This is a genomic window from Pseudomonas sp. SW-3, from assembly GCF_016615645.1.
In the GTDB taxonomy this organism is placed as follows: domain Bacteria; phylum Pseudomonadota; class Gammaproteobacteria; order Pseudomonadales; family Pseudomonadaceae; genus Aquipseudomonas; species Aquipseudomonas mandelii.
In genome coordinates, this window is record NZ_CP067098.1 from 637,972 (window position 1) to 662,168 (window position 24,197).

At 59.3% G+C, this 24,197-nt stretch carries 22 protein-coding genes; 12 read left to right on the forward strand and 10 right to left on the reverse strand.

Translation table 11 applies throughout. From position 1 onward, the window contains the following. Positions 1–3 precede the first annotated feature (3 nt). The 4 genes from livM to JIO00_RS02780 all read left to right on the forward strand — a co-directional run bounded on the left by livM (position 4) and on the right by JIO00_RS02780 (position 4,482). Positions 4–1,287, forward strand: coding sequence for a high-affinity branched-chain amino acid ABC transporter permease LivM (gene livM, locus JIO00_RS02765; RefSeq protein ID WP_010464149.1), 1,284 nt, complete (start codon positions 4–6; stop codon positions 1,285–1,287). Next, positions 1,284–2,159 carry an ABC transporter ATP-binding protein gene (locus tag JIO00_RS02770; protein ID WP_010464147.1) on the forward strand — a complete coding sequence of 292 codons (876 nt, stop codon included), beginning with the start codon at positions 1,284–1,286 and terminating at the stop codon, positions 2,157–2,159. Before livM ends, JIO00_RS02770 begins: the two co-directional genes overlap by 4 nt. Beyond that, complete coding sequence (locus JIO00_RS02775; RefSeq protein ID WP_077748934.1) at positions 2,156–2,872, forward strand: ABC transporter ATP-binding protein; 717 nt, start codon at positions 2,156–2,158, stop codon at positions 2,870–2,872. Before JIO00_RS02770 ends, JIO00_RS02775 begins: the two co-directional genes overlap by 4 nt. Before the next feature lie 842 nt (positions 2,873–3,714). Then, on the forward strand, positions 3,715–4,482 hold the full coding sequence (locus JIO00_RS02780; RefSeq protein ID WP_010464142.1) for an SDR family oxidoreductase: 768 nt from the start codon (positions 3,715–3,717) through the stop codon (positions 4,480–4,482). 133 nt (positions 4,483–4,615) lie between these two features. Here JIO00_RS02780 and JIO00_RS02785 read toward each other — a convergent pair whose 3' ends face one another. The 7 genes from JIO00_RS02785 to JIO00_RS02815 all read right to left on the reverse strand — a co-directional run bounded on the left by JIO00_RS02785 (position 4,616) and on the right by JIO00_RS02815 (position 9,893). Continuing rightward, on the reverse strand, positions 4,616–5,743 hold the full coding sequence (locus tag JIO00_RS02785; protein ID WP_200667575.1) for an AGE family epimerase/isomerase: 1,128 nt from the start codon (positions 5,741–5,743) through the stop codon (positions 4,616–4,618). A 166-nt stretch (positions 5,744–5,909) separates the two neighbouring features. Next, positions 5,910–6,482, reverse strand: a complete 573-nt coding sequence (locus tag JIO00_RS02790) for a HupE/UreJ family protein (protein WP_200667576.1) — start codon at positions 6,480–6,482, stop codon at positions 5,910–5,912. A gap of 29 nt (positions 6,483–6,511) precedes the next feature. After that, complete coding sequence (gene ureG / locus JIO00_RS02795; protein ID WP_010464137.1) at positions 6,512–7,126, reverse strand: urease accessory protein UreG; 615 nt, start codon at positions 7,124–7,126, stop codon at positions 6,512–6,514. Between the two features lie 23 nt (positions 7,127–7,149). Further along, entirely contained in the window at positions 7,150–7,824 is a 675-nt protein-coding gene (locus JIO00_RS02800; RefSeq protein ID WP_154502827.1) for an urease accessory protein UreF, read from the reverse strand. Further along, entirely contained in the window at positions 7,821–8,321 is a 501-nt protein-coding gene (ureE, locus tag JIO00_RS02805) for an urease accessory protein UreE (RefSeq protein ID WP_010464135.1), read from the reverse strand. The genes JIO00_RS02800 and ureE overlap by 4 nt, the downstream gene beginning before the upstream one ends. A 267-nt stretch (positions 8,322–8,588) precedes the next feature. Then, on the reverse strand, positions 8,589–9,221 hold the full coding sequence (locus JIO00_RS02810; protein ID WP_010464134.1) for a TetR family transcriptional regulator: 633 nt from the start codon (positions 9,219–9,221) through the stop codon (positions 8,589–8,591). A 174-nt stretch (positions 9,222–9,395) separates the two neighbouring features. Further along, a complete protein-coding gene (locus tag JIO00_RS02815; RefSeq protein ID WP_077748940.1) occupies positions 9,396–9,893 on the reverse strand; it encodes a hypothetical protein in 498 nt (165 codons plus the stop codon). Between the two features lie 386 nt (positions 9,894–10,279). Between JIO00_RS02815 and JIO00_RS02820 the strand changes: the two genes are divergently transcribed. After that, the gene (locus JIO00_RS02820; protein WP_200667577.1) at positions 10,280–12,355 is read left to right on the forward strand and encodes an AsmA family protein; all 2,076 of its coding nucleotides are present in this window, start codon (positions 10,280–10,282) and stop codon (positions 12,353–12,355) included. Between the two features lie 102 nt (positions 12,356–12,457). Here JIO00_RS02820 and JIO00_RS02825 read toward each other — a convergent pair whose 3' ends face one another. Next, complete coding sequence (locus JIO00_RS02825) at positions 12,458–12,988, reverse strand: ferritin-like domain-containing protein (RefSeq protein ID WP_010464129.1); 531 nt, start codon at positions 12,986–12,988, stop codon at positions 12,458–12,460. 128 nt (positions 12,989–13,116) lie between these two features. Beyond that, positions 13,117–14,019, reverse strand: coding sequence for a LysR substrate-binding domain-containing protein (locus JIO00_RS02830; RefSeq protein WP_077748943.1), 903 nt, complete (start codon positions 14,017–14,019; stop codon positions 13,117–13,119). Positions 14,020–14,136: 117 nt separating this feature from the next. On the opposite strand from JIO00_RS02830, the gene JIO00_RS02835 reads away from it, so the two are divergent. The 3 genes from JIO00_RS02835 to JIO00_RS02845 all read left to right on the forward strand — a co-directional run bounded on the left by JIO00_RS02835 (position 14,137) and on the right by JIO00_RS02845 (position 16,079). Then, on the forward strand, positions 14,137–14,775 hold the full coding sequence (locus JIO00_RS02835; protein ID WP_010464126.1) for an FMN-dependent NADH-azoreductase: 639 nt from the start codon (positions 14,137–14,139) through the stop codon (positions 14,773–14,775). Further along, positions 14,775–15,080, forward strand: coding sequence for a DMT family transporter (locus JIO00_RS02840; protein WP_007947555.1), 306 nt, complete (start codon positions 14,775–14,777; stop codon positions 15,078–15,080). The genes JIO00_RS02835 and JIO00_RS02840 overlap by 1 nt, the downstream gene beginning before the upstream one ends. Before the next feature lie 108 nt (positions 15,081–15,188). After that, on the forward strand, positions 15,189–16,079 hold the full coding sequence (locus tag JIO00_RS02845) for an esterase/lipase family protein (protein WP_077748945.1): 891 nt from the start codon (positions 15,189–15,191) through the stop codon (positions 16,077–16,079). Between the two features lie 28 nt (positions 16,080–16,107). Here the strand turns inward: JIO00_RS02845 and JIO00_RS02850 are convergent, their stop codons facing one another. After that, complete coding sequence (locus JIO00_RS02850) at positions 16,108–16,995, reverse strand: DMT family transporter (protein WP_154502833.1); 888 nt, start codon at positions 16,993–16,995, stop codon at positions 16,108–16,110. Positions 16,996–17,092: 97 nt separating this feature from the next. Between JIO00_RS02850 and JIO00_RS02855 the strand changes: the two genes are divergently transcribed. The 4 genes from JIO00_RS02855 (at position 17,093) to JIO00_RS02870 (ending at position 24,088) form a co-directional block, all read left to right on the forward strand. Further along, positions 17,093–17,875 (forward strand): AraC family transcriptional regulator, encoded by a 783-nt coding sequence (locus JIO00_RS02855; protein WP_178113300.1) that lies wholly within the window; start codon positions 17,093–17,095, stop codon positions 17,873–17,875. A gap of 148 nt (positions 17,876–18,023) precedes the next feature. Continuing rightward, a complete protein-coding gene (locus tag JIO00_RS02860) occupies positions 18,024–22,424 on the forward strand; it encodes a dermonecrotic toxin domain-containing protein (RefSeq protein ID WP_234452925.1) in 4,401 nt (1,466 codons plus the stop codon). Positions 22,425–22,522: 98 nt separating this feature from the next. Then, on the forward strand, positions 22,523–22,828 hold the full coding sequence (locus tag JIO00_RS02865; protein ID WP_010464113.1) for a PsiF family protein: 306 nt from the start codon (positions 22,523–22,525) through the stop codon (positions 22,826–22,828). A gap of 246 nt (positions 22,829–23,074) precedes the next feature. Next, positions 23,075–24,088, forward strand: a complete 1,014-nt coding sequence (locus tag JIO00_RS02870; RefSeq protein WP_010464112.1) for an AI-2E family transporter — start codon at positions 23,075–23,077, stop codon at positions 24,086–24,088. The last annotated feature ends 109 nt before the right edge of the window (positions 24,089–24,197 follow it).

The following is a 24,197-nucleotide window of genomic DNA, read 5'->3' on the forward strand; positions in this document are numbered from 1 at the left end:
GCGATGTCTTCAACCACTAAAAAAACCATTGATCTCAAAAGAAGCCTGGTTGACGCGATTCTTGCCGGCCTTGTCGCCCTGATTGTGTTCGGCCCGATTGTCGGCGTGGTCCTTGACGGCTACGGCTTCAATCTGGAAACGACCCGGGTGGCCTGGATTGTCGCCATCGTCATGGCTGGCCGGTTTGCCCTGAGCCTGTTCCTGCAAACGCCCAAGGGTCTGAAAATCCTTGAAGGCTTTGAAAGCACTGGTTCCGGGGTTCATGTACTGCCGCCTGATTACAAATCCCGCCTGCGCTGGATCATCCCGCTGGTGATCCTCGTTGCCGTGGTGTTCCCGTTCTTCTCCAACTCCTACCTGCTGGGCGTGGTCATTCTCGGGCTGATCTACGTATTGCTCGGCCTGGGCCTGAACATCGTGGTCGGCCTGGCCGGCCTGCTCGATCTGGGTTACGTGGCCTTCTACGCCATCGGTGCCTACGGCCTGGCGCTGGGTTATCAATACCTCGGCCTGGGTTTCTGGACGGTGCTGCCGCTGGCGGCCATCACCGCGGGCCTTGCCGGTTGCATCCTCGGGTTCCCGGTGCTGCGATTGCACGGTGACTACCTGGCGATCGTGACCCTGGGATTCGGTGAAATCATTCGCCTGATCCTCAACAACTGGTTGTCCCTGACCGGCGGCCCGAATGGCATGGCGGCTCCATTGCCAACCTTCTTCGGTCTCGAGTTCGGCAAGCGCGCGAAGGAGGGGGGCGTCCCGTTCCATGAGTTCTTCGGCATCGCCTATAACCCGGACGTGAAGTATTACTTCATCTATGCGGTGTTGTTCCTGGTGGTGCTGGCCGTGCTGTACATCAAGCATCGTCTGGTCAAGATGCCGGTCGGCCGCGCTTGGGAAGCCTTGCGTGAAGACGAAATCGCCTGCCGCTCCATGGGCCTGAACCACGTACTGGTCAAGCTCTCGGCGTTCACCATCGGTGCCTCGACGGCCGGCCTGGCCGGGGTGTTCTTCGCCACGTATCAAGGCTTCGTCAACCCGACCTCGTTCACCTTTTTCGAATCGGCGCTGATCCTCGCCATCGTGGTCCTCGGCGGAATGGGCTCGACCATCGGCGTGGTGATTGCAGCCTTCGTGCTGACCGTTGCCCCGGAACTGCTGCGCGGCTTTGCGGAATATCGCGTGCTGCTGTTCGGCGTGTTGATGGTGTTGATGATGATCTGGCGACCGCGCGGCCTGATTCGGATCAGCCGTACCGGTGTGACCCCGCGTAAAGGAGTAGCGCCATGAGCGAAGTCGTACTCTCGGTCGAGAAGCTGATGATGCACTTCGGCGGCATCAAGGCGTTGAGCGATGTCAGCCTCAAGGTGCATCGCAACTCGATCTTTGCCCTGATCGGCCCCAACGGCGCCGGCAAGACCACCGTGTTCAACTGCCTGACCGGTTTCTACAAGGCCTCCGGTGGCAGGATCGAACTCAATACCCGCGGCGAACGCACCGATGTCATCCAGCTGTTGGGCGAATCGTTCAAAGCCACGGATTTCGTTTCGCCGAAAAGCTTCATCACCCGGATGCGCTACAAAATGTTCGGCGGCACCCACCTGGTGAACCGTGCCGGGCTGGCGCGCACCTTCCAGAACATTCGCCTGTTCAAGGAAATGTCGGTACTTGAAAACCTGCTGGTAGCCCAGCACATGTGGGTCAACCGCAACATGTTGGCCGGCATCCTCAATACCAAGGGCTACCGCAAGGCCGAAAGCGACGCGCTGGACCACGCCTTCTACTGGCTGGAAGTCGTGGACCTTGTGGACTGCGCCAACCGTCTGGCCGGTGAACTGTCCTACGGCCAACAGCGCCGCCTGGAAATCGCCCGGGCCATGTGCACCCGGCCGCAGATCATCTGCCTCGACGAACCGGCGGCCGGCCTCAACCCTCAGGAAACCGAAGCGCTGAGCGCGATGATCCGTTTGCTGCGCGACGAGCACGATCTGACCGTGGTGCTGATCGAACACGACATGGGCATGGTAATGAGCATTTCCGACCACATCGTGGTGCTGGACCACGGCGTCGTCATCGCCGAGGGCGGACCTGAAGCGATTCGCAACGACCCGAAAGTGATTGCGGCCTATCTGGGCGCTGATGAAGAGGAAGTGGTGCTATGAGTCAACCCATCCTCGAACTCAAGGATCTGGATGTGTTTTACGGGCCGATCCAGGCTCTGAAAAAAGTCTCGCTGCATATCGAAGAAGGTGAAACCGTCAGCCTGATCGGCTCCAACGGCGCCGGTAAATCGACCTTGCTGATGTCGATCTTCGGCCAGCCGCGAGCGGCTAGCGGGCAGATCATTTATCAGGGCGTGGACATCACCCACAAGTCGTCGCACTACATCGCGTCCAACGGCATCGCTCAGTCGCCTGAAGGCCGACGGGTGTTCCCCGACATGACCGTCGAGGAAAACCTGCTGATGGGCACCATCCCTATCGGTGACAAGTACGCTTCCGAGGACATGCAGCGCATGTTCGAGTTGTTTCCACGGCTCAAGGAGCGCCGTAACCAGCGGGCCATGACCATGTCCGGCGGTGAGCAACAGATGCTCGCCATCGCTCGTGCGTTGATGAGTCGGCCCAAGCTGCTGTTGCTTGATGAACCGAGCCTTGGACTGGCGCCGATCGTGGTGAAACAGATCTTCGCGACCCTGCGGGAACTGGCGAGTACCGGCATGACCATCTTCCTGGTCGAGCAGAACGCCAACCACGCGTTGAAGCTGTCGGACCGGGCATACGTGATGGTCAACGGCGAGATCCGCATCACGGGCACCGGCAAGGAGCTGCTGGTCAACGAGGAAGTGCGTAACGCCTATCTCGGCGGGCACTGACACGCTGCCGAAATATCCACAGCCCCGACGAGCAATCGCCGGGGCTTTTTTACACCTCGAATACACCACGAATCCCCCTGTGGGAGCGAGCCTGCTCGCGAAAGCGGAGTGCCAATCGACAGGTGTTTCACTGGCCCACCGCTTTCGCAAGCAGGCCCGCTCCTGCAAGGGCCAAGTGTGCTTTCCGGAAATTGTGGAAAACAATATTCACAAGCTCTCAAAGCGCGACATAAAGCCGCTGCAAATAGTTGTTTTGTCACGCTTTTGACTTGTCCCCGTTTACTGTGGAGCTGGCTGTGAATAACGTGGGAGTAGCTGTCTGAGAGCCTTTGAATCCGTGGCTTGCAGCGATGTGGTTGTTTTTTGATCAGGCGTTTTTGCTTGACCCGGAACAGGCTTTGTCAACCTTTTTGTTGGATGGCAAAGTGGCTGGAAATGTAATGGGCCAGCCTGTGGATAAGTCTGTGGTTAAACTCTGGAAAGACTCGGCTGAGGGCCGTAGTTACTGGCTTGGCGCCATCGTCGGTTTGCCCATCACATCGTGCAAAATGCCATGGGCTACACAGCTGGTACCCGAGGGTCAAGCAAAAAACTTTGTAATCTACCCGCAAAGCCTTGTGGATAGCGGCTTGCAGCTTTTCCACTTGCCCCCGGAAACTGTGGACCGGCCTGTGGATAAGGTGCGTGTACATGGCTGCAAGCCACGGTGCCTGTGGCTTTGGAAGGTCTGGTTGTTTTTTGTACAGTTTTTGCGGCGGTTGCCGCTGTGGGCAAGGCCGGGCATGCTGCCAGCTGATTTTCTATTCCAATGGCTGTCGATCAGCCGAAGCAAGGAGAACACGATGTCCAACACCCTGTTTATTACCGGCGCGACCTCTGGTTTTGGTGAAGCCTGTGCCCGTCGTTTTGCCGAGGCCGGCTGGAAACTGGTGCTGACAGGCCGTCGTGAAGAACGCCTCAATGCCCTGTGCGCCGAGTTGTCGAAGCAGACCGAGGTGCATGGCCTGGTGCTCGACGTGCGTGATCGCAAGGCCATGGAGGAGGCGATCGCCAACTTGCCGCCGTCCTTTGCCAAGCTGCGCGGGCTGATCAACAACGCCGGTCTGGCGCTGGGCGTTGACCCAGCACCTAAGTGCGACCTCGACGATTGGGACACCATGGTCGACACCAACATCAAAGGCCTGATGTACGCCACTCGCCTGCTGTTGCCACGCCTGATCGCCCACGGTCGCGGTGCCGGTATCGTCAACCTCGGCTCCGTCGCCGGCAACTATCCGTACCCGGGCAGCCATGTTTATGGTGGGACCAAAGCATTCGTTGGCCAGTTCTCGCTGAACCTGCGTTGCGACCTGCAAGGCACTGGCGTGCGTGTCAGCAATATCGAGCCGGGCCTATGCGAGAGCGAGTTCTCGCTGGTGCGTTTCGCCGGTGACCAGGAGCGCTACAACGCGACCTACGCCGGTGCCGAGCCGATCCAGCCGCAGGACATCGCCGATACCATTTTCTGGGTGCTTAATGCCCCGGCGCACATCAACATCAACAGCCTCGAATTGATGCCGGTGAGCCAGACGTGGGCCGGGTTTGCGATTGAGCGTAATGCCAAGGGTTAAGACCGCATAACGGCTTTCGCGGGCAAGCCGCGCTCCCACAAGACTTGTGTTGAATCGTCATTTCGCGAACGACAAAAAACCTGTGGGAGCGGCGGTGCGGCGATCCGAATTGCCCGCGATAGCTATCTGTCAGTCAGCCGAGATAGTCGACCAGCCCTCGATAGCAAGTGGCCAAGTGATAAGGCGTGGTCGATGGCATGTCCTTGCGGCTGACTTCGCCCTGCTCGTCGCGACATTCATACCACCCCCTCGCATGCAAAAAGCGTTGCTGCAATGCCTGCAATTGGCGTTGCACCAAGCCTTCGCTATTTGGACGCAAGGTCAGCGCGCGCAGGTATTCAGCCTGGGCCCAGATGCGTTGAGTGGCATCCTTGGCAGAGCCATTCAGATCGAGCATCGCCGTCACCGCACCCGTTTGTGGATCAACGCCCAGTTGTTCGGTGAGTACAAACGCGCGCTCCAGCGAAGCATGCAGTTTTGAGCCGTGCAGCAGTGGCGAAGACTCCAGCAGGAAATACCACTCGAACTGATGCCCCGGTTCAAACCAGTTATCCACAGCGCCCAGCGGTTTTTCCATCAGCACGCTGTGGTGCGGGTCAATAAAACGCTTCTGCATGGCTGTGCATAACTCGACCAGCGCGCGCTGTACGGCGATGTCTTCTCGCACCGACAGGGTCGCGAGGAAAGCTTCGGCCAGATGCATCAAGGGATTTTGCAGGGGGCCGGAGTCGAGCGAGGACCAGTCGCGGTCGAGGCTGGCTTCGTACAGGCCGTCGCCTGTGGCGAAGCGCTGCGCCAGCACTTCCAGTGTCGCGTTGAGGACCGATTCCACTAGCGGCTCGCGCACCTTGCCCCAGTAATGGGCGCAGGCGAACAGGATAAAGGCGTGGGTGTAGAGGTCTTTGCGCTGATCCAGTGGCGCACCTTGCGGGTCGATGCTGTAGAACCAGCCACCGTGCTCGGCGTCGTGAAAATGCTGTTGCAAGGAACGGAATAGCGCCGCGGCGCGTTCCTCGGCGGCCGGCACCTGGCCGATCAGGCTGGAAAACAGATACAGCTGCCGCGCGCAGGCCATCGCTCGATAGCGTTGGGGCGGCAGCGGTTGATGCCCGGCGTCCAACGCTTCGTAAGGCAACGCCATGTCGGCATTCCAGCCGGGGCCTTGCCAGAGCGGCACGATCACGTCCTGGAAATGCTGTTGCACCGAGGCGAACAGAGCGGTCAATTCAGGCTGGGAGGCAGAGCGGGAAACAGGCGGCATTGGCTGGCGTCGTCACGGCAGGGTAGATTGCGCGACATGTTAGCAGGCCTGAGAGATGCGGTGTCTGTCAGGCCGTCTTTGCGAGCAAGCCTCGCTCCCACAGGTGTACGCATTCCAATGTGGGAGCGAGCCTGCTCGCGAAGGGGCCATCACAGGCAATAAAAGATCAACCTGCGAGCAACCACGCACCAGTCGCCGCCGAAGCCGCACCGGCCAATCGAACCAACGGCGCCGCCGCTTGCGGCAACACGCGCACCACCGCATAACCCGCGGCATGCAACGCCGCCGTCGCCGCCACAAACCCTGCGGCATACGCCCAAGGGCTCGACATGTCCGGCAACTCCAGCCCATGGGCCACACCATGGAACAGCGCAAACAAAGCCGTCGCACCGACCGCCACGCCCAGCGGCGGACGCACGGCCAGGGCCACGGCCAGGCCCAGCGCCAGCACCGATGCCGCAATGCCGCTTTCCAGCGCCGGCAGGTTCAATCCTTCAAATCCCAGCAGTCCACCAATCAGCATGGTGCCAACGAAGGTGCACGGCAGCGCCCAGCGCGCGGCGCCTTTTTGCTGCGCCGCCCACAAACCCACCGCCACCATTGCCAGCAAGTGATCAAGGCCGCCAATCGGGTGGCTGATGCCGGCGATCAAACCGTTGTCGCCATGACCCGGGTGCGCGAAGGCGATGGCCGGGGTCAGCAGCAGGGCCAGGGTGCCCAGGATGCGTTTCAGTGTCATGGATAAGCTTCCTTGTTGATAAGTCGTGATCAGGCTGCGGTCAGCAGGCCTTGGCGTTCGATGAAGGCGATGATTGCTTCCAGGCCCAAGCCGGTTTTCTGATTGCTGAAGACAAACGGCTTGCCGTTGCGCATGCGCGTGGTGTCGCTGTCCATCAGTTCCAGCGACGCGCCCACCAGCGGCGCGAGGTCGACCTTGTTGATCACCAGCAAGTCGGACTTGCAGATCCCCGGCCCGCCCTTGCGCGGCAGCTTGTCGCCCGCCGAGACGTCGATCACGTAAATGGTCAGGTCGGACAGTTCCGGGCTGAAGGTCGCCGACAGGTTATCGCCGCCGGACTCCACCAGAATCAGATCCAGCCCCGGAAAGCGGCGGTTCAGTTGATCCACCGCTTCGAGGTTGATCGAGGCGTCTTCGCGGATCGCCGTGTGCGGGCAGCCGCCGGTTTCCACGCCGATGATGCGCTCAGGGGCCAGGGCTTCGTTGCGCACCAGGAAATCGGCGTCTTCGCGGGTGTAGATGTCGTTGGTGACGACGGCCAGGTTGTAGCGGTCGCGCAGGGCCAGGCAGAGCGCCAGCGTCAGGGCGGTTTTACCGGAACCGACCGGTCCGCCGATGCCGACGCGCAGGGGTTGTGTGTTCATGTGATTCTCCAAGTAAAAAGGCCCTAGGAACGGAACAGACGGCTGTACTGGCGCTCATGGGCCATGCACGCCAGGGACAGGCCGAACGCGGCGCTGCCGTAGTGTTCGGGGTTGATTCGGGTGGCGTCCTGCTGGGCTTGTTGCAGCAGTGGCAGCAGTTCGCTGGTCAGGCGTTGCGCGGCTTGCTGGCCCAGGGGCAGGGTTTTCATCAGCACCGCCAATTGATTTTCCAGCCAGCTCCAGAGCCACGCCGCCAGCGCATCTTGCGGGCTGATCTGCCAGGCGCGAGCGGCAAGCGCCCAGCCGAGGGCCAAATGCGGCTCAGGGCGCTGCTGGAGAAAGGCGCGGGCCGGCGCATCGAGTTCCGGCAAGCCGTTGAGCAGTTGTTGCAATGAATAGCCCATCTGCCGGCTTTCCTGATGCAGCTCGCGGGTTTCCCGGCTGGCACGATGTTCTTCGCAGCGTTGCAGCAACTGGCCCCAGTTCTCATCAAAGGCAGCGGTGCAATGGGCGAGCAGCAGCGGCGCTTCGAAGCGTGCCAGGTTCAACAACAACTGATCGCTGATCCAGCGTCGCGCGCTGTCTGCATTGTTCACCCGGCCGTTATCCACCGCCATCTCCAGGCCTTGCGAATAGCTGTAGCCGCCAATCGGCAGTTGTGGGCTGGCCAGGCGCAGCAGCGCCCAGGCCGGGTTCATAACCGGACGCCGAACTGGTGCAATTTCGGCGGGTAGTTGAAGTCCTCGTCGCCGTGGCGGGAATGGTGATGGCCGCCCCCATAGGCGCCGTGTTCCGGCTGGAACGGTGCCTCGATGTTGTCGACGTTGGCCTCCAGCTGTTCGAGCATGGCCTTGAGTACGTAATCATCGAGCAGGCGCAACCAGCCATCACCGACTTGCAGGGCGACGTGGCGATTGCCCAGGTGATAGGCCGCGCGAGTCAGTTCGAACGCGTTGGCGCACGTAACATGCAGCAATTGTTCGGGGCGGGCGCAGACGCGGACGATGCGCCCATCTTCGGCTTGCAGGCACTCACCGTCATACAGTGGCGGCTGACCGCGCTCCAAAAACAAACCGACGTCCTCGCCTTCGGCACTGAAACAGCGCAAACGGCTTTTGCTCCGGGCCTCGAAAGTCAGGTGCAACTCGGCGGCCCAGACGGGTTGAGGGTCGATTCTGCGATGAATCACCAGCATCGGAAGGCTTCCAGCAATGGACGATGTTCAGGCTAGAGCAAGGGGCTTGCCAATCGGGCGATACGTAGGAAATACCTGTCGGAGCGTAGTGGGTGGCTCAGGCTGTTGCGGGATTTTGAACTGGAATGGTGCGGGGATTTTTCGGTGGCACCAAATTGATGCCTTGACTGGTTTTGTGGACGTGAGCCTGCTTGCGATAGCGTCGGCACAACAACATTTGATGTGGCTGACATTCCGCTATCGCGAGCAGGCTCGCTCCTACAGGGTTTATTCAGTGCTGCCGAGGCCTTGCCAATGCTTGAGACCGATGAAGATGAAGCGCAGCTGTTGAGTGATTTTTGCCTGTGGCGTCAGGTGCTCAGGCAGCGCCTCGGCCGGTGGATCGATAATGTCCGGCAAGGTCGCGAACACACTTTTGACGATCAGATCCGCCATGACGCTGAGGCCGGCGATGTCCAGATGCTGCAATTTCGGCATCAAGGACAGGTCGGCCGCGAGGTCCGAGCTGATGTCTTCCCGCAGGCGACCAATGGCCTGGCGCACGGGCAGCGATCCGCCGTACTGCTCCCGGGCCAGAAACAGGAACTGCGAGCGATTGGCCGAGACCACGTCGAGAAAGATCCGAACCGAAGCGTCAATGATGCCGCCCATGACGAACTCGTTATGGCGCACCAGGCGAATGGTCTCGCGAAAGGTCTGGCCGACTTCGCTCACCAGTACCAGGCCCAGTTCGTCCATATCGGCGAAATGCCGGTAGAAACCGGTGGGCACGATGCCGGCGGTTTTCGCCACTTCGCGCAGGCTCAGGCTGCCGAATCCTCGACCACATTCCATCAGGTGACGGGCAGCGTCCATCAGGGCGTTGCGGGTTTGTTGTTTCTGTTCGGCGCGGGGCAGCATCGCAAGGGTGTTTTTCTGGACAGGGACAGCGGCGCACTCTAGCAAATCGGCTTCGCTGGCGTCGAACGACTATCGGGGGATCAAGCGGGGATGTACAACTTCCAATGAGGCAAAACCCTATAAAGTCAAAAGCCCAATCCAGGGATTGGGCTTTTTTTCAGGGCCGCCATGGGCTCAGCTCACAGCGCTGTTGCGTTCGATGACACGGTCACCACCACCTTCGGCGAGTGTTTGGCCTGGAGTGCGGTCGGAACCATCGGCAGCCAGTGTTTGACCTGGGGTGCGGTCGGAACCATCGGCAGCCAGTGTTTGGCCTGGAGTGCGGTCGGAACCATCGGCAGCCAGTGTTTGGCCTGGAGTGCGATCGGAACCATCGGCAGCCAGTGTTTGACCTGGGGTGCGGTCGGAACCATCAGCGGCGAGAACCTGGCCTTGTGGCGTTTTGTCATAACCGTCTTCAGTGATCAGGCCTTTTTCTTTCAAGCGATCATTGCCACCTTCGGCAAGGGTCTGGCCTTGTGGAGTGCGGTCGGAACCATCGGCAGCGACGGTTTGGCTGAACACCGAGCGGCTGTCTTTGACTTGTGGAGTGGCCTGGTCAGCAGCAGGCAGAGCGAAAGCGGTGCTGGCCAGCATTGAGAGGGTAAGGCTAAGCAGTAATTGGCGTTTCATGATGGGTTGCTCCTTGGGAGGGCGATAAAGTGGGTACGAGGGCAATGCTACTCTCGATAAGTCGATATAAAAGTTCATAAACGCAATGGTAATAATCAACGGAATTGATTGTTCTGCCGAAGCGCTCTAGAACGGGTGTCTCCGGCGATCGCTTTTGCACTGGAGTGGGTATTTTCGACCCACTGATGCCGCACAAAAGTGCGGGGGCGGTAACGCTGGATTCGGGGGCAGTCTCTCCCCGGTCGATTATTTGAGGATTAATCGATGTTTCGGTTAAACCTGCGGGCCGTTTTTCAGTCGTAGATTCCATGGCAGGCCGGTTCTGGCCTGTCGTTTCACACGTGCGTCGCAGTCAGGGCGCTCAGTCGTATCAGGAGCCCTGTGCAATGACGCGCACTCGTAAAATTGTTACCTGGACCTTCGCCAGCCTGATTGTCTTGCTGGCGGTATTGGTTCTGATCATCGCGTTCTTCGATTGGAACCGGATCAAACCGCCCCTTAACGCCAAAGTTTCTGAAGAGCTGCATCGTCCGTTCGCCATTAATGGCAACCTCGCGGTGGTCTGGCAGCGCGAGCCCGACGAGGGCGGTTGGCGGGCGTGGGTGCCGTGGCCGCACGTGGTGGCCGAAGACCTGAGCCTGGGTAACCCGGACTGGTCGAAAAAACCACAGATGGTCACCCTCAAACGCGTCGAGCTGCGTATTTCACCCTTGGCATTGCTGGCGCAACGGGTGGTGATCCCGCGTATTGACCTGACCGAGCCGAATGCCGATCTTCAGCGCCTGGCCGATGGCCGTGCCAACTGGACGTTCCAGTTCGACCCCAAAGACCCGAGCGCCGAGCCTTCGAGCTGGGTGGTGGACATCGGTGCCATCGGCTTCGACAAGGGCCACGTCACCCTCGATGACCAGAACCTCAAGACTCAGCTCGATGTGCTGATTGATCCGTTGGGCAAACCCATTCCATTCAGCGATATCGTCGGCGACAAAGCCGCAAAAACCGCGCAGGAGAAAGGCGCGGCGCCCCAGGATTACGCGTTCGCGCTGAAGGTCAAAGGCCAATACCACAATCAGAAACTCGCGGGCGAAGGCAAGATCGGCGGGTTGCTGGCATTGCAGGATGCGGCCAGGCCGTTCCCGCTCCAGGCGCAAGTGAAGATCGCCGATACCAGTGTCGAACTGGCCGGAACGCTGACCGATCCGCTGAATCTCGGCGCCCTGGACCTGCGCCTGAAACTGGCCGGTACCAGCCTGGGCAATCTCTATCCGCTGACCGGTGTGACGCTGCCGGATACGCCGCCCTACGAGACCGACGGGCATTTGATCGCCAAACTGCATGAGCCGGGTGGTGCGGTGTTCCGCTATGAAGCATTCAACGGCAAGATCGGCGAGAGCGACATCCACGGCAGCCTGGCCTATGTCGCCAGCCAGCCGAGGCCGAAACTCAGTGGTTCGCTTGTTTCCAACCAACTGCTGTTCGCCGACCTGGCCCCGTTGATCGGCGCTGACTCCAACGCCAAGCAAAAGGCCCGTGGCGGCGAAAGCAAGCAGCCGACGGACAAGGTGTTGCCGGTCGAGGAGTTCAAGACCGAGCGCTGGCGTGACATGGACGCCGACGTCGAATTCACCGGCAAGCGCATCATCCACAGCGAAAAATTGCCGTTCAATGACCTCTATACGCACCTGGTGCTGACCGACGGCGTTCTCAGTCTGGAGCCTCTGCGTTTCGGCGTGGCGGGCGGCAACCTGGATGCGCAGATTCGCCTCAATGGCCGCACCGAGCCGTTGGAAGGCCGGGCCAAACTGACCGCGCGCAAGTTCAAGCTCAAGCAGCTGTTCCCGACTTTTGAACCGATGAAAACCAGTTTCGGCGAACTCAACGGCGATGCTGACATCACCGGCCGTGGCAACTCGGTGGCCAAGCTGCTGGGCAGCGCCAATGGCAACCTGAAAATGCTGATCAACGATGGCGCCATCAGCCGCGAGTTGATGGAGCTGGCCGGGCTCAACGTCGGCAACTATGTGGTGGGCAAGATCTTTGGCGACAAGGAAGTGAAGATCAATTGCGCGGCGGCCGACTTCGATATCAAGACCGGTTTGGCCACCACCCGACTGTTCGTCTTCGATACCGAGAACGCGATCATCTATATCGACGGCACGGCGAACATGGCGACGGAGCAGCTGGACCTGACGATCACCCCGGAATCCAACGGCTGGCGGTTGATTTCGTTGCGCTCGCCGCTGTACGTGCGGGGCAAGTTCATCAAGCCGGATGCGGGCGTGAAGGCGGTGCCACTGATTTTGCGTGGCGCCGGGATGGTTGCGTTGGGCGTGATCGCAGCGCCGGCGGCGGGGCTGTTGGCGTTGGTGGCACCGAGTGGGGGTGAGCCGAATCAGTGTGCGCCATTGTTGGAACAGATGAAGGCAGGCAAGGCGCCGGTGACCGTTAAACCAACGAAATAATGGGGTGTCAGTGTGGCTGCCTTCGCGGGCAAGCCTCGCTCCTTCAGGAGAATACTAAACCTGTAGGAGCGAGGCTCGCCCGCGAAGACGATCTGAAAGGCGCTAAAGATCTTTCAGAATGTCAGCCATATCATCCGCATGCTCTTCTTCCTGAGCCAGGATGTCTTCAAAGATGCGCCGGGTGGTCGGGTCTTTTTCGCCGATGTACTGAATGATCTCGCGGTAACTGTCGATGGCAATCCGCTCGGCGACCAGGTCTTCGTAGACCATCTCTTTAAGGGAATTGCCCGCCACATATTGCGCGTGGGAGTTTTTCGACAGCAAGTCAGGGTTGAACTCCGGCTCACCGCCCAGTTGCACGATGCGCTCGGCCAGTCGGTCGGCGTGCTCGGCTTCCTGGGTTGCGTGCTCGAGGAACTCGTCGGCCGCGACGTTGGCTTTCAAGCCGCTGGCCATGAAGTAGTGGCGCTTGTAGCGCAACACGCAGACCAGTTCCGTGGCCAACGACTCGTTCAGCAGGCGCAATACTTCTTCACGGTCAGCGCTGTAGCTTTCGGTCACCGCGCCGTTCTCGACGTTCTTGCGGGCCCGTTCGCGAAGGGTGGTTACGTCAGACAAATGCATGTCACTCATCTCGTTCTCCTGGAGGCTAATCCGGTTTGCGTCACCTTCTGGGGAAGTGATCGCTACTTAAGGTGTGAGTGATGAGCGCGGCGAAAAGTTTTATGCCATTTGTCCATCGTAAAAAGCGCCCGAAATGGTCACGCCAACCCATGCCCGGACAGCAGCGCCTCCTCGCGCAGCCACGCAAAAAACGCCCGCACCGGCGGATGCCGTTCGCGTCCCGGCACACAGAGTGCGCTATAGCCGGCGCCATCGACCTGGACCTCGCCCCGGTAGGCGACCAGTAAACCGTTGGCCACGCTTTCCGACACCAGGATATTGCTCGCCAGCACCAGCCCCTGCCCGGCGATCGCGGCTTGCAGGGCGTAATGCTCTTCGTCGTATTCACGGACCGCCGGTTGCCCTGTCAGCCAACTTTCGCCGGACTGCGCGCACCAGGCCGCCCAGCCGTGGGCATAGAGTTTGGAGTTGTGCCAGCGCACGCTGATCAGCGTGGGTACCCGCTCAGCCGCCAGGGCCACCTGCCCGGGCGAGCCATAGACGCCGAACGATTCGTCGAACAGGCACAGCCCATAAAGGTTCGGGTAATCACCCAGGCTGTAGCGCACCACCAAATCGACGCTGGCGTCCTGATGCAGATCGATGACTTCGCAGTGGGTGTCCAGGCGCAGGTTGATGTTCGGATGGCGGGCGTAAAACCGACCCAGACGCGGCACCAGCCACAACGCCGCGAAGGCCGCCGTGGTGGAGATCGTCAGGCTCGCGCCGCTGCGTTGCGGGCGCAGGGTGTCGACGCTTTGCGCCACTTCCAGCAGCGCGCCGTGCAGGCTGCGGAACAACCGTTCGCCGCCGTCGGTGAGGCGCACCTGCCGTGGCAGCCGCTCGAACAGCGGCACGCCGAGCCAGTTCTCCAGCGAACGAATCTGGTGCGACACCGCTGTGGGCGTCACCGAAAGTTCTTCGGCGGCGGCCTTGAAACTCAGCAGGCGCGAGGCGGATTCGAAGGCGCGCAGGGCGGTGAGCGGCAACGAGGCAAACATTCAAATACTCCATGGATGAAATGGATTCATCCAGACTGATTTCTACTCAGTTGAAGAAGGGCGGCTGTGAGCTTCAATCTGCAAGCCACAGGCAGTTTAGCCCTTAAGGAGATTCAGATGAGCAAGATTCTTGCGATCCATGCCAGCCCCCGTGGCGAGCGTTCCCATTCCCGGCGTCTGGCGGAAGTGTTTCTTGGCGCTTGGCAAGCGCGACATCCTCAGTCGCAGCTGACTCGCCGGGAAATAGGTCGGGCATTGATACCGCCGGTTAACGAGGCCTTTGTGGCCGCGGCCTTTTACCCCGAGCCCCAAGCGCGTCCCTTGTCGATGCAGGCCGACCTGGCGTTCAGCGATGAGCTGGTCGGCGAGTTGCTCGGTCACGATTTGCTGGTGATTTCCACGCCGATGCACAACTTCAGCGTACCCAGCGGCCTCAAGGCCTGGATCGATCAGATTGTGCGGCTCGGGCTGACGTTCAATCACACCCTGGACAATGGCGTGGCGCAGTACGAGCCGTTGGTGCACGGCAAAAAAGCCCTGATCGTCACCAGTCGCGGCGGCTTCGGTTTCGGGCCGGGCGGCGAGCTGGAGGCGATGAACCATGCCGATCCGTTGCTGCGCACCGCGCTGGGGTTCATCGGCATCACCGACATCACCGTGGTGGCCGCCGAAGGCGAAGAGTCGGCTGAGCGCACGTTCGAGATTTCGCTGGCCGAAGCCGAGCAGCGCTTGCTGACGCTGGCCCGGGAGTTCTGATGGCCTGGCTGTTTCTGCTGATCGCCGCCGGGTTCGAAGTTACCTTCGCCATGGGCATGAAGTACGCCGAAGGCTTTACCCGGCTCTGGCCATCGCTGATCACGGTGGTGGCCGCCGTCGGCGGGATTTACTTCCTGACCCTGGCCATGCGCGAGTTGCCGGTAAGCATCGCCTACCCGATCTGGACCGCCATCGGTTCACTGGGCACGGTGTTTCTCGGCTTTGCGCTGCTGGGTGAAAGCCTGACGGCGATCAAACTGGTGTCGGTGGGGCTGATCGTGGCAGGCGTGGTGGGGCTGAAGTAGGGTGGATGTCATAGACTGGTCGTCGAGTTGTCATCTTGGGTGACGATGCTTGGCTGACGTCTTGCATCGCGCCTTGCTTCATCTCACCGATCACAAGGATGTCCGTCCATGTCGCAAGGTTCTGCCACGCGTTATCCGTTGGTGCTGGTCCCGGGAATGCTCGGGTTTATCCGTCTGGTGCTGTATCCGTACTGGTACGGGATCATTTCGGCGTTGCGCCGGGGTGGGGCGACGGTGTTTGCGGTGCAGGTCTCGCCGCTCAATTCCAGCGAGGTGCGCGGCGAGCAGTTGCTGGCGCGGATCGAGGAGATTCTGCGGGAAACCGGGGCCGAGAAGGTCAACCTGATCGGCCACAGCCAAGGCTCGCTCACAGCCCGTTACGCGGCCGCCAAACGTCCGGATCGCGTGGCGTCCGTCACGTCGGTCGCAGGGCCGAATCATGGCTCGGAGCTGGCGGATTATCTGGAAAAGCATTACCCGGCCGACACGTTCAAAGGACGGGTTCTCAGCGTGTTGTTGCGCTGGATCGGCGCGTTGATGAGCCTGCTGGAAACCGGCTATCGCGGGCCGAAGTTGCCTGTGGATATCCCGGCTTCGCACCATTCGCTGACCACTCAAGGCGTGGCGCTGTTCAATCAGCGTTATCCACAGGGCCTGCCTGAAACCTGGGGCGGGCACGGGCCGGAAGAGGTCAACGGCGTGCGCTATTACTCCTGGTCCGGGACGTTGCAACCGGGCAAGACGGACCGCGGCGGTAACCGGTTCGACGGCACGAACCGCAGTTGCCGGCTGTTTGCCAGAACCTTTGTGCGCGAAACCGGGCATTGCGACGGGATGGTCGGGCGTTACAGCTCGCACTTGGGGACGGTGATTGGCGATGAGTATCCGATGGATCACTTCGACATCGTCAATCAGTCGCTGGGGCTGGTGGGGAAAGGGGCGGATCCGGTGCGGTTGTTTGTCGAGCATGCGGCCCGATTGAAAGCGGCTGGCGTGTAAACGTCAGTTGGACCGCGAAGGCGTCGGGTCAGGCAACGCTGACCTTACGGCCCAACACGGTAGTCCAGCGCTCCGAAAGCACCACCCCACCCAGCGTCAACACCCCACCCACCAGGTGATACATCGCCAACTGTTCATTCAGTACCACCGCCGCAATCAACGCCGTAATCAACGGCAGCAAATTGAAAAACAGCGTGGTCCGGCTCGGTCCCAGGCGCACCACGGCCTGCATCCACGCCAATGGCGCCAGCATCGAAGCCAGCAAACAGGCATAAAGCACCAGCGGAATATTCTGCAAGGTCGGTCCGACCTTCGGTGAAGCGACAAACAACGGAAACAGCACCACCACCGCCACCAGCACCTGCAAATACAACAGCACCAGTGGCGGCAAGCGCAGCTGCCATTTTTTCAGCAGCGTGCTGTAGATCGCGTAGGCCAGCGTGGCGATCAGCATCATCGCGTCGCCCAGGTTCACGCCGTGCTCAAGCAGTGCGCCGAGGCTGCCGGACGACACCACCACCAACACGCCGGCGAACGACAACACCGCACCGGCCAATGCGCCCGCAGTCAGGCGCTGACCGAGGCTGGCGATTGCCATGGCCAGCGACATCAAGGGCATCAGCGACAAGATGATCCCCATGTTGGTGGCTGTAGTCAGCGTTGCGGCGAAGTACGCCAGGCTCTGATAGACGGCCATGCCGAGCACGCCAAGGATGAAAATCTTGCCCAGGTTCGGGCGAATCTGCGGCCAATGCGCGATCACCGGTTTGAGCATGAACGGCGTGAACAGAATCCCGGCCAGCAGCCAGCGATAGAAGCCGATTTCTGCGGGGAAGATCGCGCCGACCGCCAGTTTGTTGATCACGGTGTTGCCGGCCCAAATGAAAATGGCCAGCAGGGGATAAGCGTATTGCATCAGAAAAACCATCAACGTTAGTGAGGAGCGATTATCCGCCTGTCTGGATGCAAGCCTATACTTCAATCCAGACAACCTGCCCTTGATGACGGACAGCATGACCAGTAAACACATCGACCTGCTCGACTTCGCAGAATTGCCGTCCCCGGTCTATTTCCGTTATGCCGACTTCGACACCCATGAATATGCCTCGACCCACCGTCACCCGTGGGGCACCCTCGAGTATTCGGCCAACGGTGTGTTGCACATGGAAATTGGCAGCAGCCGCTTCATGTCGCCGCCGCAATACGCGGTGTGGGTGCCGCCACAGACCGAGCACAGTTTCTACAGCAATCAACCGATCAACTATCGCGCGGTCTGCCTGGCGCCGGTGTTGTGCACCGCGTTGCCACAACAAGCGTGCACGCTGGCAATCAGCGACATTCTCAAGGCGATCCTCAAGGACTTCGCCGCCCGCGACGTGAAAATTCCCGACCAGGATGCGGACAAACGTCTGGCGCAGGTGTTGGTGGACCAGTTGCAACTGGCACCCATCCAGGAGTGTTTTTTGCCTTACGCCAGCAGCTCGGGATTGCTCGTAATACTTGAAGCCCTGCAAGCCGAGCCCGGGGACAATCGGCCATTGGCGCACTGGGCCGCGCAGATTCATGTCAGCGAACGCACCTTGGCGCGGCAGTTTGTCCGTGAGCTGGGCATGAGTTTCGGCGAGTGGCGGCAACGCTTGCGTTTCCTCGCGGCGATCGAAGCGCTGGACAGTCAACGCAGCATTCAAAACATTGCCTTCGACATGGGTTACAGCACCGGTTCGGCATTTATTGCGATGTTTCAACGTCAGGCCGGGTGTACGCCTGAGCAATATCGTCGGCAACGAATTATCTGAGATAAAGAAGTCAGTGGATGTTAGAAGTTTTAAGTGGTGAAGTTTCTTACAGGCTAATCGGAATTGAACTTCATTTGATTGAGTGATTAACGTTGTACGCTAGTTGCATAAGCCGTTTCTGTTCAGCAAACTTATGCAGAGTATCAATGTGACCACTTCAATCCGGATCGATGAAATATCAGCAACCGCAATACAACAAAAAAGCATACATCACGAACTTATAAAAAATGCTATCCCGGAATGGATGCGCCAAACTTCACCCCACAGAATCAGCGCGTTAAAAACCGTGATAGCCCCACTTCCGGAATGGATTAGCACCGCTTCACCGATGCAGCTCGCAGCCCTGCAGCGCGCCTCGGAGGAAAGCTGGCGGGCTCAAAACGATGTCGACCAGATGCTGAGCGAGACGCAAGATGTCTACGCCTTTGCTGAACCGCTGCTTCGTCAGGCGCTGAAAGATCAATACGGTGTAGACGTCGATGTAAAGGAAACTTTCTTGCAGTTGTTTTCTCCGCCCCATTTATCCCCTTGGGCCAACAATTTCAATAACGGCGTGGAATCGCGCATTGTTTCGTTGCTGGATGCGGCATTACATAATTTTTCGGATAAAGAAGTATTAACCTCTGATTCGCAGTTTATTACCCGGCCGGACAAATCGAATCGATTCGATATAACCGGTGTTCGTAACAACATGAGTGTCGACCAATTCAAGACACTTTGCCGCACTCTGGATATCGGCGCTCACTATAAAGCCCATCTTGAAGGCTATGTGCGCCCTGTCGACGGGCTGGCGCGTAGTGTGGTGCAGCAAACAGTCATAAAAAGCCAAAAGGCTGCGTTAAAAGCAGCCCTGTATCTGGCCAGCCTTAAAAATGACATCTCGGCCAGTGGCTACCTGGCCGTACAAAGCCTGCTCAAGGATATTAAAGCGTGGAAGATGGATGGCCTTCCCGTTCATTACTATCAGCTGAAAATTCTCGATGTCCAGTTGAGAGGCATCGTGCTGATCGCCCCTGATCTGCATATCCACGACAGCGCCGCCCGGCGAGTCATTGTCTATGTGCCACATGACCCGGAGCATCCACTGAAAGAGTACGCCTCGAAGGCCGAGTTCGCCCGTGAGCTCACTCGCCAATTGCGGGATGCCCCAAGGAATTCCACAAACAGTTATCAGCAGTTCTTCAGCCGTTTTGTCGACCATCAACAACGGGGGCGCTTCTTCTCGGCACTCAATGCCGCGCTGGTGGAAATAACCCAACACGACAAAATTCCGGGCGTCGATCAGCCGGTATGGCGCGAAACGCCCATCGAGAATCCGCGCCTGCACTTTGAGCACGTTCGGTTCGAGAACGACATCCATACCTTTTTTACGGGCGACCCTTGGCTTTATCTCTACCAGCAACAGCAAAACAAAATCCTGAACGACGCCCGGGAGATGGTCATCTCGACGCAAGATGCCGATCGTATGGAGCGCTGGGCGTGGTTCGACAACCTGGAAAAAATGCTTTCCGACGTCTTCAATGCCGCGTTAATGGTGGTGGGGCCTTTCATACCCTTTGTGGGCGAGGTAATGATGGGTTACATGGTTTATCAGTTGGTCAGCGAGGTCGTCGAAGGCATTGTGGATCTGGCTGAAGGTCTCTATCTGGAAGGGGCCGAGCACATCATTGGGTTTGTCGAAAGCCTGGTCCAGTTGGTGGCCTTCGCTGGCGGCATGAAAATCGGCAGTGAGGTGGTACTGCCCAAGTTGTCATCGTTCATCGAGTCGACAACACCGGTCACGCTGGCCAACGGCGCCAAACGCCTGTGGAGCCGCGACCTTGAGCCCTATCAAAAACAAAACCTGACCCTGACTGCGGATTCAAAGCCTGATGAAACCTGGCTGCACCGGCATGAGGGCAAGCCGATTCTCAAGCTGGACACCCGGCACTTCGAACTGACGAAAGATCCACAGAACGGTAAACACAGGGTTAAACATCCGACCCGCTCCGACGCCTATCAACCCGTGGTGGAGAGCAACGGCGAAGGTGCCTTCGTGATTGAAGGCGAGCAACCCCATAGGTGGGATGACTCGACCTTGATGGCGCGACTCGGCCCGGACATGGGTGAGCTGGCCGACGCCTACGGCGACATCCGCACGGTCAGCCAGACCGATGCCAGCGCGATCCGCCAAATGTATGCCGACAATGAGCGGCCATCGCCGTTGCTCAGCGATACCGTGACCCGGTTTCGTATCGACCGTGACATCCAGACCTTCATCGAGCAGATGGGCAGCGAGCGTGCGCAAGATTACTCAAACGCCGATCCCGAGATGCAATTTCAGCTGCTCGATGGTCTGTGGCCCGGCAATGCGATTGAGCTGGTAGACGCCAGGGGCGAAGTGCTTCGGGTCATCGGTCGCGCGGGCGGGCCGGGTGTCCAGATAAACAGCAATCGTCTGGCTGACGTCGATCTGCTCAAGACGCTGTTATCGCACCTGGATGAAGCACAACTGAACACCTTGTTGGACGTCGAGTTCCATATCACGCCCAGCACGCTGGAACTGAACGCCAAAAATCTGCGGGCCGAGTTGGCGATACGGGCCAGGAGCAAGCGCACGTCGCTGTTCAACGCACGTTATCGTCGTGTCGAAGCTGCCACGAGTGACAGCGCAAAAACGATCCAGGCCCAAGTGCCGGGCCTGCCTGGCACTGTCGCCCGCGAGTTGCTGTCCATCGCCACGCCCTCCGAAGTCCAGGCGATTGAGCGCGGGCAGTTGCCCGCAAGGCTGGAAAACCTCGCGCGTTGGGCGCTGCGAGACGTGCGCATGAGTCGTGCTTATGAAGGTTTTTACCTCGACTCGGTCGACAGTCCCGACATGGACCGGCTGGCGCTGCACTCCCTTGAGCATCTTCGCGGCTGGAATCCCGATGTGCGCATTGAGGTCCGACGGTTCGAGTACGACGGAACCCTGCTCGACAGTATCGGCCAGGACGACGCAGGGATTCGCCGTACGCTCGTCGAGCTTCATGACTCGACATTCGTCGCTTATGACGAAGACGCAAATGCCCTGCATTCGGGCATGGATCTGTTTTCCGCTATTTTGCAGGCGTTGCCGGACGCCGAGCGTAACGCGCTGAACATCTATATCGGCCAGGGGGCCAAACTGAAGCTGGCCCTGCGCGACAACGCATTGCAGCCCTATCAGTTGCTGAAGGTGCTGGACGGTCTGCCGGTTCTTGACCCGCTCACTTACGATCCTCAATTGATGCGCCTGCGTGGTGGCTCGCCGGGCGCGGGCGGCGAACGTGCAGTCCTGGAAGACATCGGCGGCCAATACAGCGACCTGGTCACGGTAGCGTTCCATCCTTCTGTTTCGGCATTCAAGCGATTCGATTATCTGCGCGGCCTGAAACTGATTCACGACAGCCTTCCACAGGATTATCTTTTCGACCTTTTCGAGGCGCTGAACGCAGCCAATGCGACCGGAGAGGCCGGGCCAGGCCTGCGGATCGTCCAAAGTATCGAGGCGTTGCCTGATCTGCAGAAGCTGATGCTGCCAGAGCAGTTCAACGCGTTGACCGGGCGCCTGTTTACCAAAGAGGGCCTGGTGCCGCTCACTGAACTGGAACGAAACCTGGGGTTGAATGCGCGCAATCTGGAACAGACCGGGCGGGCCAATGCCTACCAGGCGCTGTTACATTCAGTCCGGGAGAACGGTGTAACGCCAAGTCCGGAGCTGGCTGATTTAAGCAGCTATGGGGAGTGGTTTTCCCAGGCCGTGGTCGAGACCGAAGGGCCGGTTCAGGTATCGCCTCAAACCATGGCCAACTTGAAAATGGCGCAGGACGCGATCTATCGAGCCAAGGAGCTCCTGCCGTTATCGGGGAATCAGTTGCCAAGCATGTGGGAAAACGGCGGTTCGGCGATTGCCAAAATCAAAGGCCTGCGAGGGATGGACCTTGAGGAGGGCGGGTTCTCTGCAAAATTGACCACCGCTGAGGCCGCTCGCAAAGCCATTGATATCAAGGGCGGGAATTGTTCGGAGAACTCGAAGGTTACGTTTTCGATTCTCGCCAGCCAGCCCCGGACGTCCAGCATTCACATTGTCAGGGCCACCCGTTTTGATCATCAATATGTAGTGATAGGAGATGATCTGAGCAATCTTGATGCTCTGGTCGTCGCTGACTCGTGGCCGGAATTTCCCGCAGCGCACTTGGCCAGCAATGCACACTTCAATTTCGAAATGCCGCCGGTGACCACACTGACCCCCGGGCCGGCCGTGGCCGAGTACGCCTTTATCAATGAAGCCGCGCCAGGGCCGGCGGTATTGCCTGCGGTTTCCGAGGCGAACACGTTCCGGCAGATAAAAATCAACAAGCTCTATGAGGAGGGTGCGGCATATGCCCAATGGACGTCGTTGCGTGAGCTTGGACAGACTTATGCGGTCGAGGGGGGCACGCCGGTCTTGTTCGAGCGGATGCCCGCGTCGGTCATTGATAACCGGGTTGATGCTTATCAGCGATACCGGGAAGCCTTTAAAGATCTTCTGGAATCGGAGGTTGATTGAGAACCATCGATTGCGGCGGTGGATGAATGTGTAACAGGGGTTGTCTACACTCCAGATTGAGGCCGCACCCCTCGGTGCGGCAACAAGGAGAAAACTCCATGATGATGTTGCGTGTCCCTTTGTTGATGATCGGTTTGCTGCTTAGTGCCCAGGGCTTCGCCGCCACTGAGCAACAGAACAAGATGACCACCTGCAACGCTGACGCTACCGCGAAAGGCCTCAAGGGCGACGAGCGCAAAGCCTTCATGAGCACCTGCCTCAAGGCGGCGCCGGCCGCCAATGACGCCAAGACCTTGACCCCTCAGCAAGAGAAAATGAAAACCTGCAACGCCGATGCGGCGACCAAAGCGCTTAAGGGTGATGAGCGCAAAGCATTCATGAGTGATTGCCTGAAGAAAAAATAAATAACTGAGTCATAACGGGCGGCAGATTGTGATGGCTGTGAGGGCCCCTTTGCGAGCAAGCCCGCTCCCACAATGGAACTGTGTTCGCAGGACTGATGTGGGAGCGAGCCTGCTCGCGAAGGGGCCAGCATGGCCGCTATAAAAAATCGCCCACGCCCCACTAAGGTCGCCCTACACAATCCCTAGTGCTGGCCTGCGAACGCTGGCAGACTGCCAATCCTTTTACGTCGTTCGTTTTGAGGCTGTATGCCAACGTTTTCTCAACGCCACGTTTTGCTGCTGATCAGTTGGGTCATCATCTTTGGTGGTTTGCTGCTGGTGATCCCGCTGCGACTGCTGCCTAGCCTGCTGGCCGGGTTGCTGGTGTTCGAACTGGTCAACATGCTCACCCCGCAGTTGCAGCGGCTGATCGAAGGTCGACGCGCGCGCTGGCTGGCGGTGGCGTTGCTGGGGACGTTAGTGGTCAGCGTGTTGACCCTGATTTTTGCCGGCGCCATCAGCTTTTTGCTGCACGAGGCGGAAAACCCGGGCGCATCGCTCGACAAATTCATGCACGTGGTTGACCGCGCGCGCGGGCAGCTGCCGCCGTTCATCGACGCCTATCTGCCCGCCAGTGCCGCGGAATTTCGCGTGGCCATCGGCGAGTGGATGAGCAAGCACCTGAGCGACTTGCAACTGGTCGGCAAGGACGCGGCGCACATGTTTGTGACGCTGCTGATCGGCATGGTACTCGGGGCGATCATCGCCTTGCAGCGCATACCGGACGTGACCAAGCGCAAGCCGCTGGCTGCCGCGTTGTTCGACCGCCTGCACCTGCTGGTCCAGGCGTTTCGCAATATCGTCTTCGCCCAGATCAAGATTTCCCTGCTCAACACCTTCTTTACCGGGATCTTCCTGGCGGTGATCCTGCCGATGTTCGGCGTCCAGCTGCCGCTGACCAAAACCCTGATCGTGCTGACCTTCCTGCTCGGTCTGTTACCGGTGATCGGCAACCTGATGTCGAACACGCTGATCACCATCGTCGGCTTGTCGCTGTCGATCTGGGTCGCCATGGCGGCGCTGGGTTATCTGATTTTTATCCACAAGCTCGAATACTTCCTCAACGCGCGCATTGTCGGCGGGCAGATCAGTGCCAAGTCGTGGGAGTTGCTGCTGGCAATGCTGGTGTTCGAGGCCGCGTTCGGCCTGCCAGGGGTGGTGGCGGGGCCGATTTATTACGCGTACCTGAAGAGTGAGTTGAAGCAGGTGGGGATGGTGTAACCACCCCATAATCGTTCTCACGCTCTGCGTGGGAATGCCGCCATGGACGCTCTGCGTCCGTTGATGAGGCTGTGACGCGGAGCGTCACGGGATGCATTCCCACGCAGAG

Bases quoted from the DNA above. Each gene is read 5' to 3' on its own strand.
- livM (WP_010464149.1), top strand. From the start codon at position 4: ATGTCTTCAACCACTAAAAAAACCATTGATCTCAAAAGAAGCCTGGTT.
- JIO00_RS02770 (WP_010464147.1), top strand. From the start codon at position 1,284: ATGAGCGAAGTCGTACTCTCGGTCGAGAAGCTGATGATGCACTTCGGC.
- JIO00_RS02775 (WP_077748934.1), top strand. From the start codon at position 2,156: ATGAGTCAACCCATCCTCGAACTCAAGGATCTGGATGTGTTTTACGGG.
- JIO00_RS02780 (WP_010464142.1), top strand. From the start codon at position 3,715: ATGTCCAACACCCTGTTTATTACCGGCGCGACCTCTGGTTTTGGTGAA.
- JIO00_RS02785 (WP_200667575.1), bottom strand. From the start codon at position 5,743: ATGCCGCCTGTTTCCCGCTCTGCCTCCCAGCCTGAATTGACCGCTCTG.
- JIO00_RS02790 (WP_200667576.1), bottom strand. From the start codon at position 6,482: ATGACACTGAAACGCATCCTGGGCACCCTGGCCCTGCTGCTGACCCCG.
- ureG (WP_010464137.1), bottom strand. From the start codon at position 7,126: ATGAACACACAACCCCTGCGCGTCGGCATCGGCGGACCGGTCGGTTCC.
- JIO00_RS02800 (WP_154502827.1), bottom strand. From the start codon at position 7,824: ATGAACCCGGCCTGGGCGCTGCTGCGCCTGGCCAGCCCACAACTGCCG.
- ureE (WP_010464135.1), bottom strand. From the start codon at position 8,321: ATGCTGGTGATTCATCGCAGAATCGACCCTCAACCCGTCTGGGCCGCC.
- JIO00_RS02810 (WP_010464134.1), bottom strand. From the start codon at position 9,221: ATGCTGCCCCGCGCCGAACAGAAACAACAAACCCGCAACGCCCTGATG.
- JIO00_RS02815 (WP_077748940.1), bottom strand. From the start codon at position 9,893: ATGAAACGCCAATTACTGCTTAGCCTTACCCTCTCAATGCTGGCCAGC.
- JIO00_RS02820 (WP_200667577.1), top strand. From the start codon at position 10,280: ATGACGCGCACTCGTAAAATTGTTACCTGGACCTTCGCCAGCCTGATT.
- JIO00_RS02825 (WP_010464129.1), bottom strand. From the start codon at position 12,988: ATGAGTGACATGCATTTGTCTGACGTAACCACCCTTCGCGAACGGGCC.
- JIO00_RS02830 (WP_077748943.1), bottom strand. From the start codon at position 14,019: ATGTTTGCCTCGTTGCCGCTCACCGCCCTGCGCGCCTTCGAATCCGCC.
- JIO00_RS02835 (WP_010464126.1), top strand. From the start codon at position 14,137: ATGAGCAAGATTCTTGCGATCCATGCCAGCCCCCGTGGCGAGCGTTCC.
- JIO00_RS02840 (WP_007947555.1), top strand. From the start codon at position 14,775: ATGGCCTGGCTGTTTCTGCTGATCGCCGCCGGGTTCGAAGTTACCTTC.
- JIO00_RS02845 (WP_077748945.1), top strand. From the start codon at position 15,189: ATGTCGCAAGGTTCTGCCACGCGTTATCCGTTGGTGCTGGTCCCGGGA.
- JIO00_RS02850 (WP_154502833.1), bottom strand. From the start codon at position 16,995: ATGCAATACGCTTATCCCCTGCTGGCCATTTTCATTTGGGCCGGCAAC.
- JIO00_RS02855 (WP_178113300.1), top strand. From the start codon at position 17,093: ATGACCAGTAAACACATCGACCTGCTCGACTTCGCAGAATTGCCGTCC.
- JIO00_RS02865 (WP_010464113.1), top strand. From the start codon at position 22,523: ATGATGATGTTGCGTGTCCCTTTGTTGATGATCGGTTTGCTGCTTAGT.
- JIO00_RS02870 (WP_010464112.1), top strand. From the start codon at position 23,075: ATGCCAACGTTTTCTCAACGCCACGTTTTGCTGCTGATCAGTTGGGTC.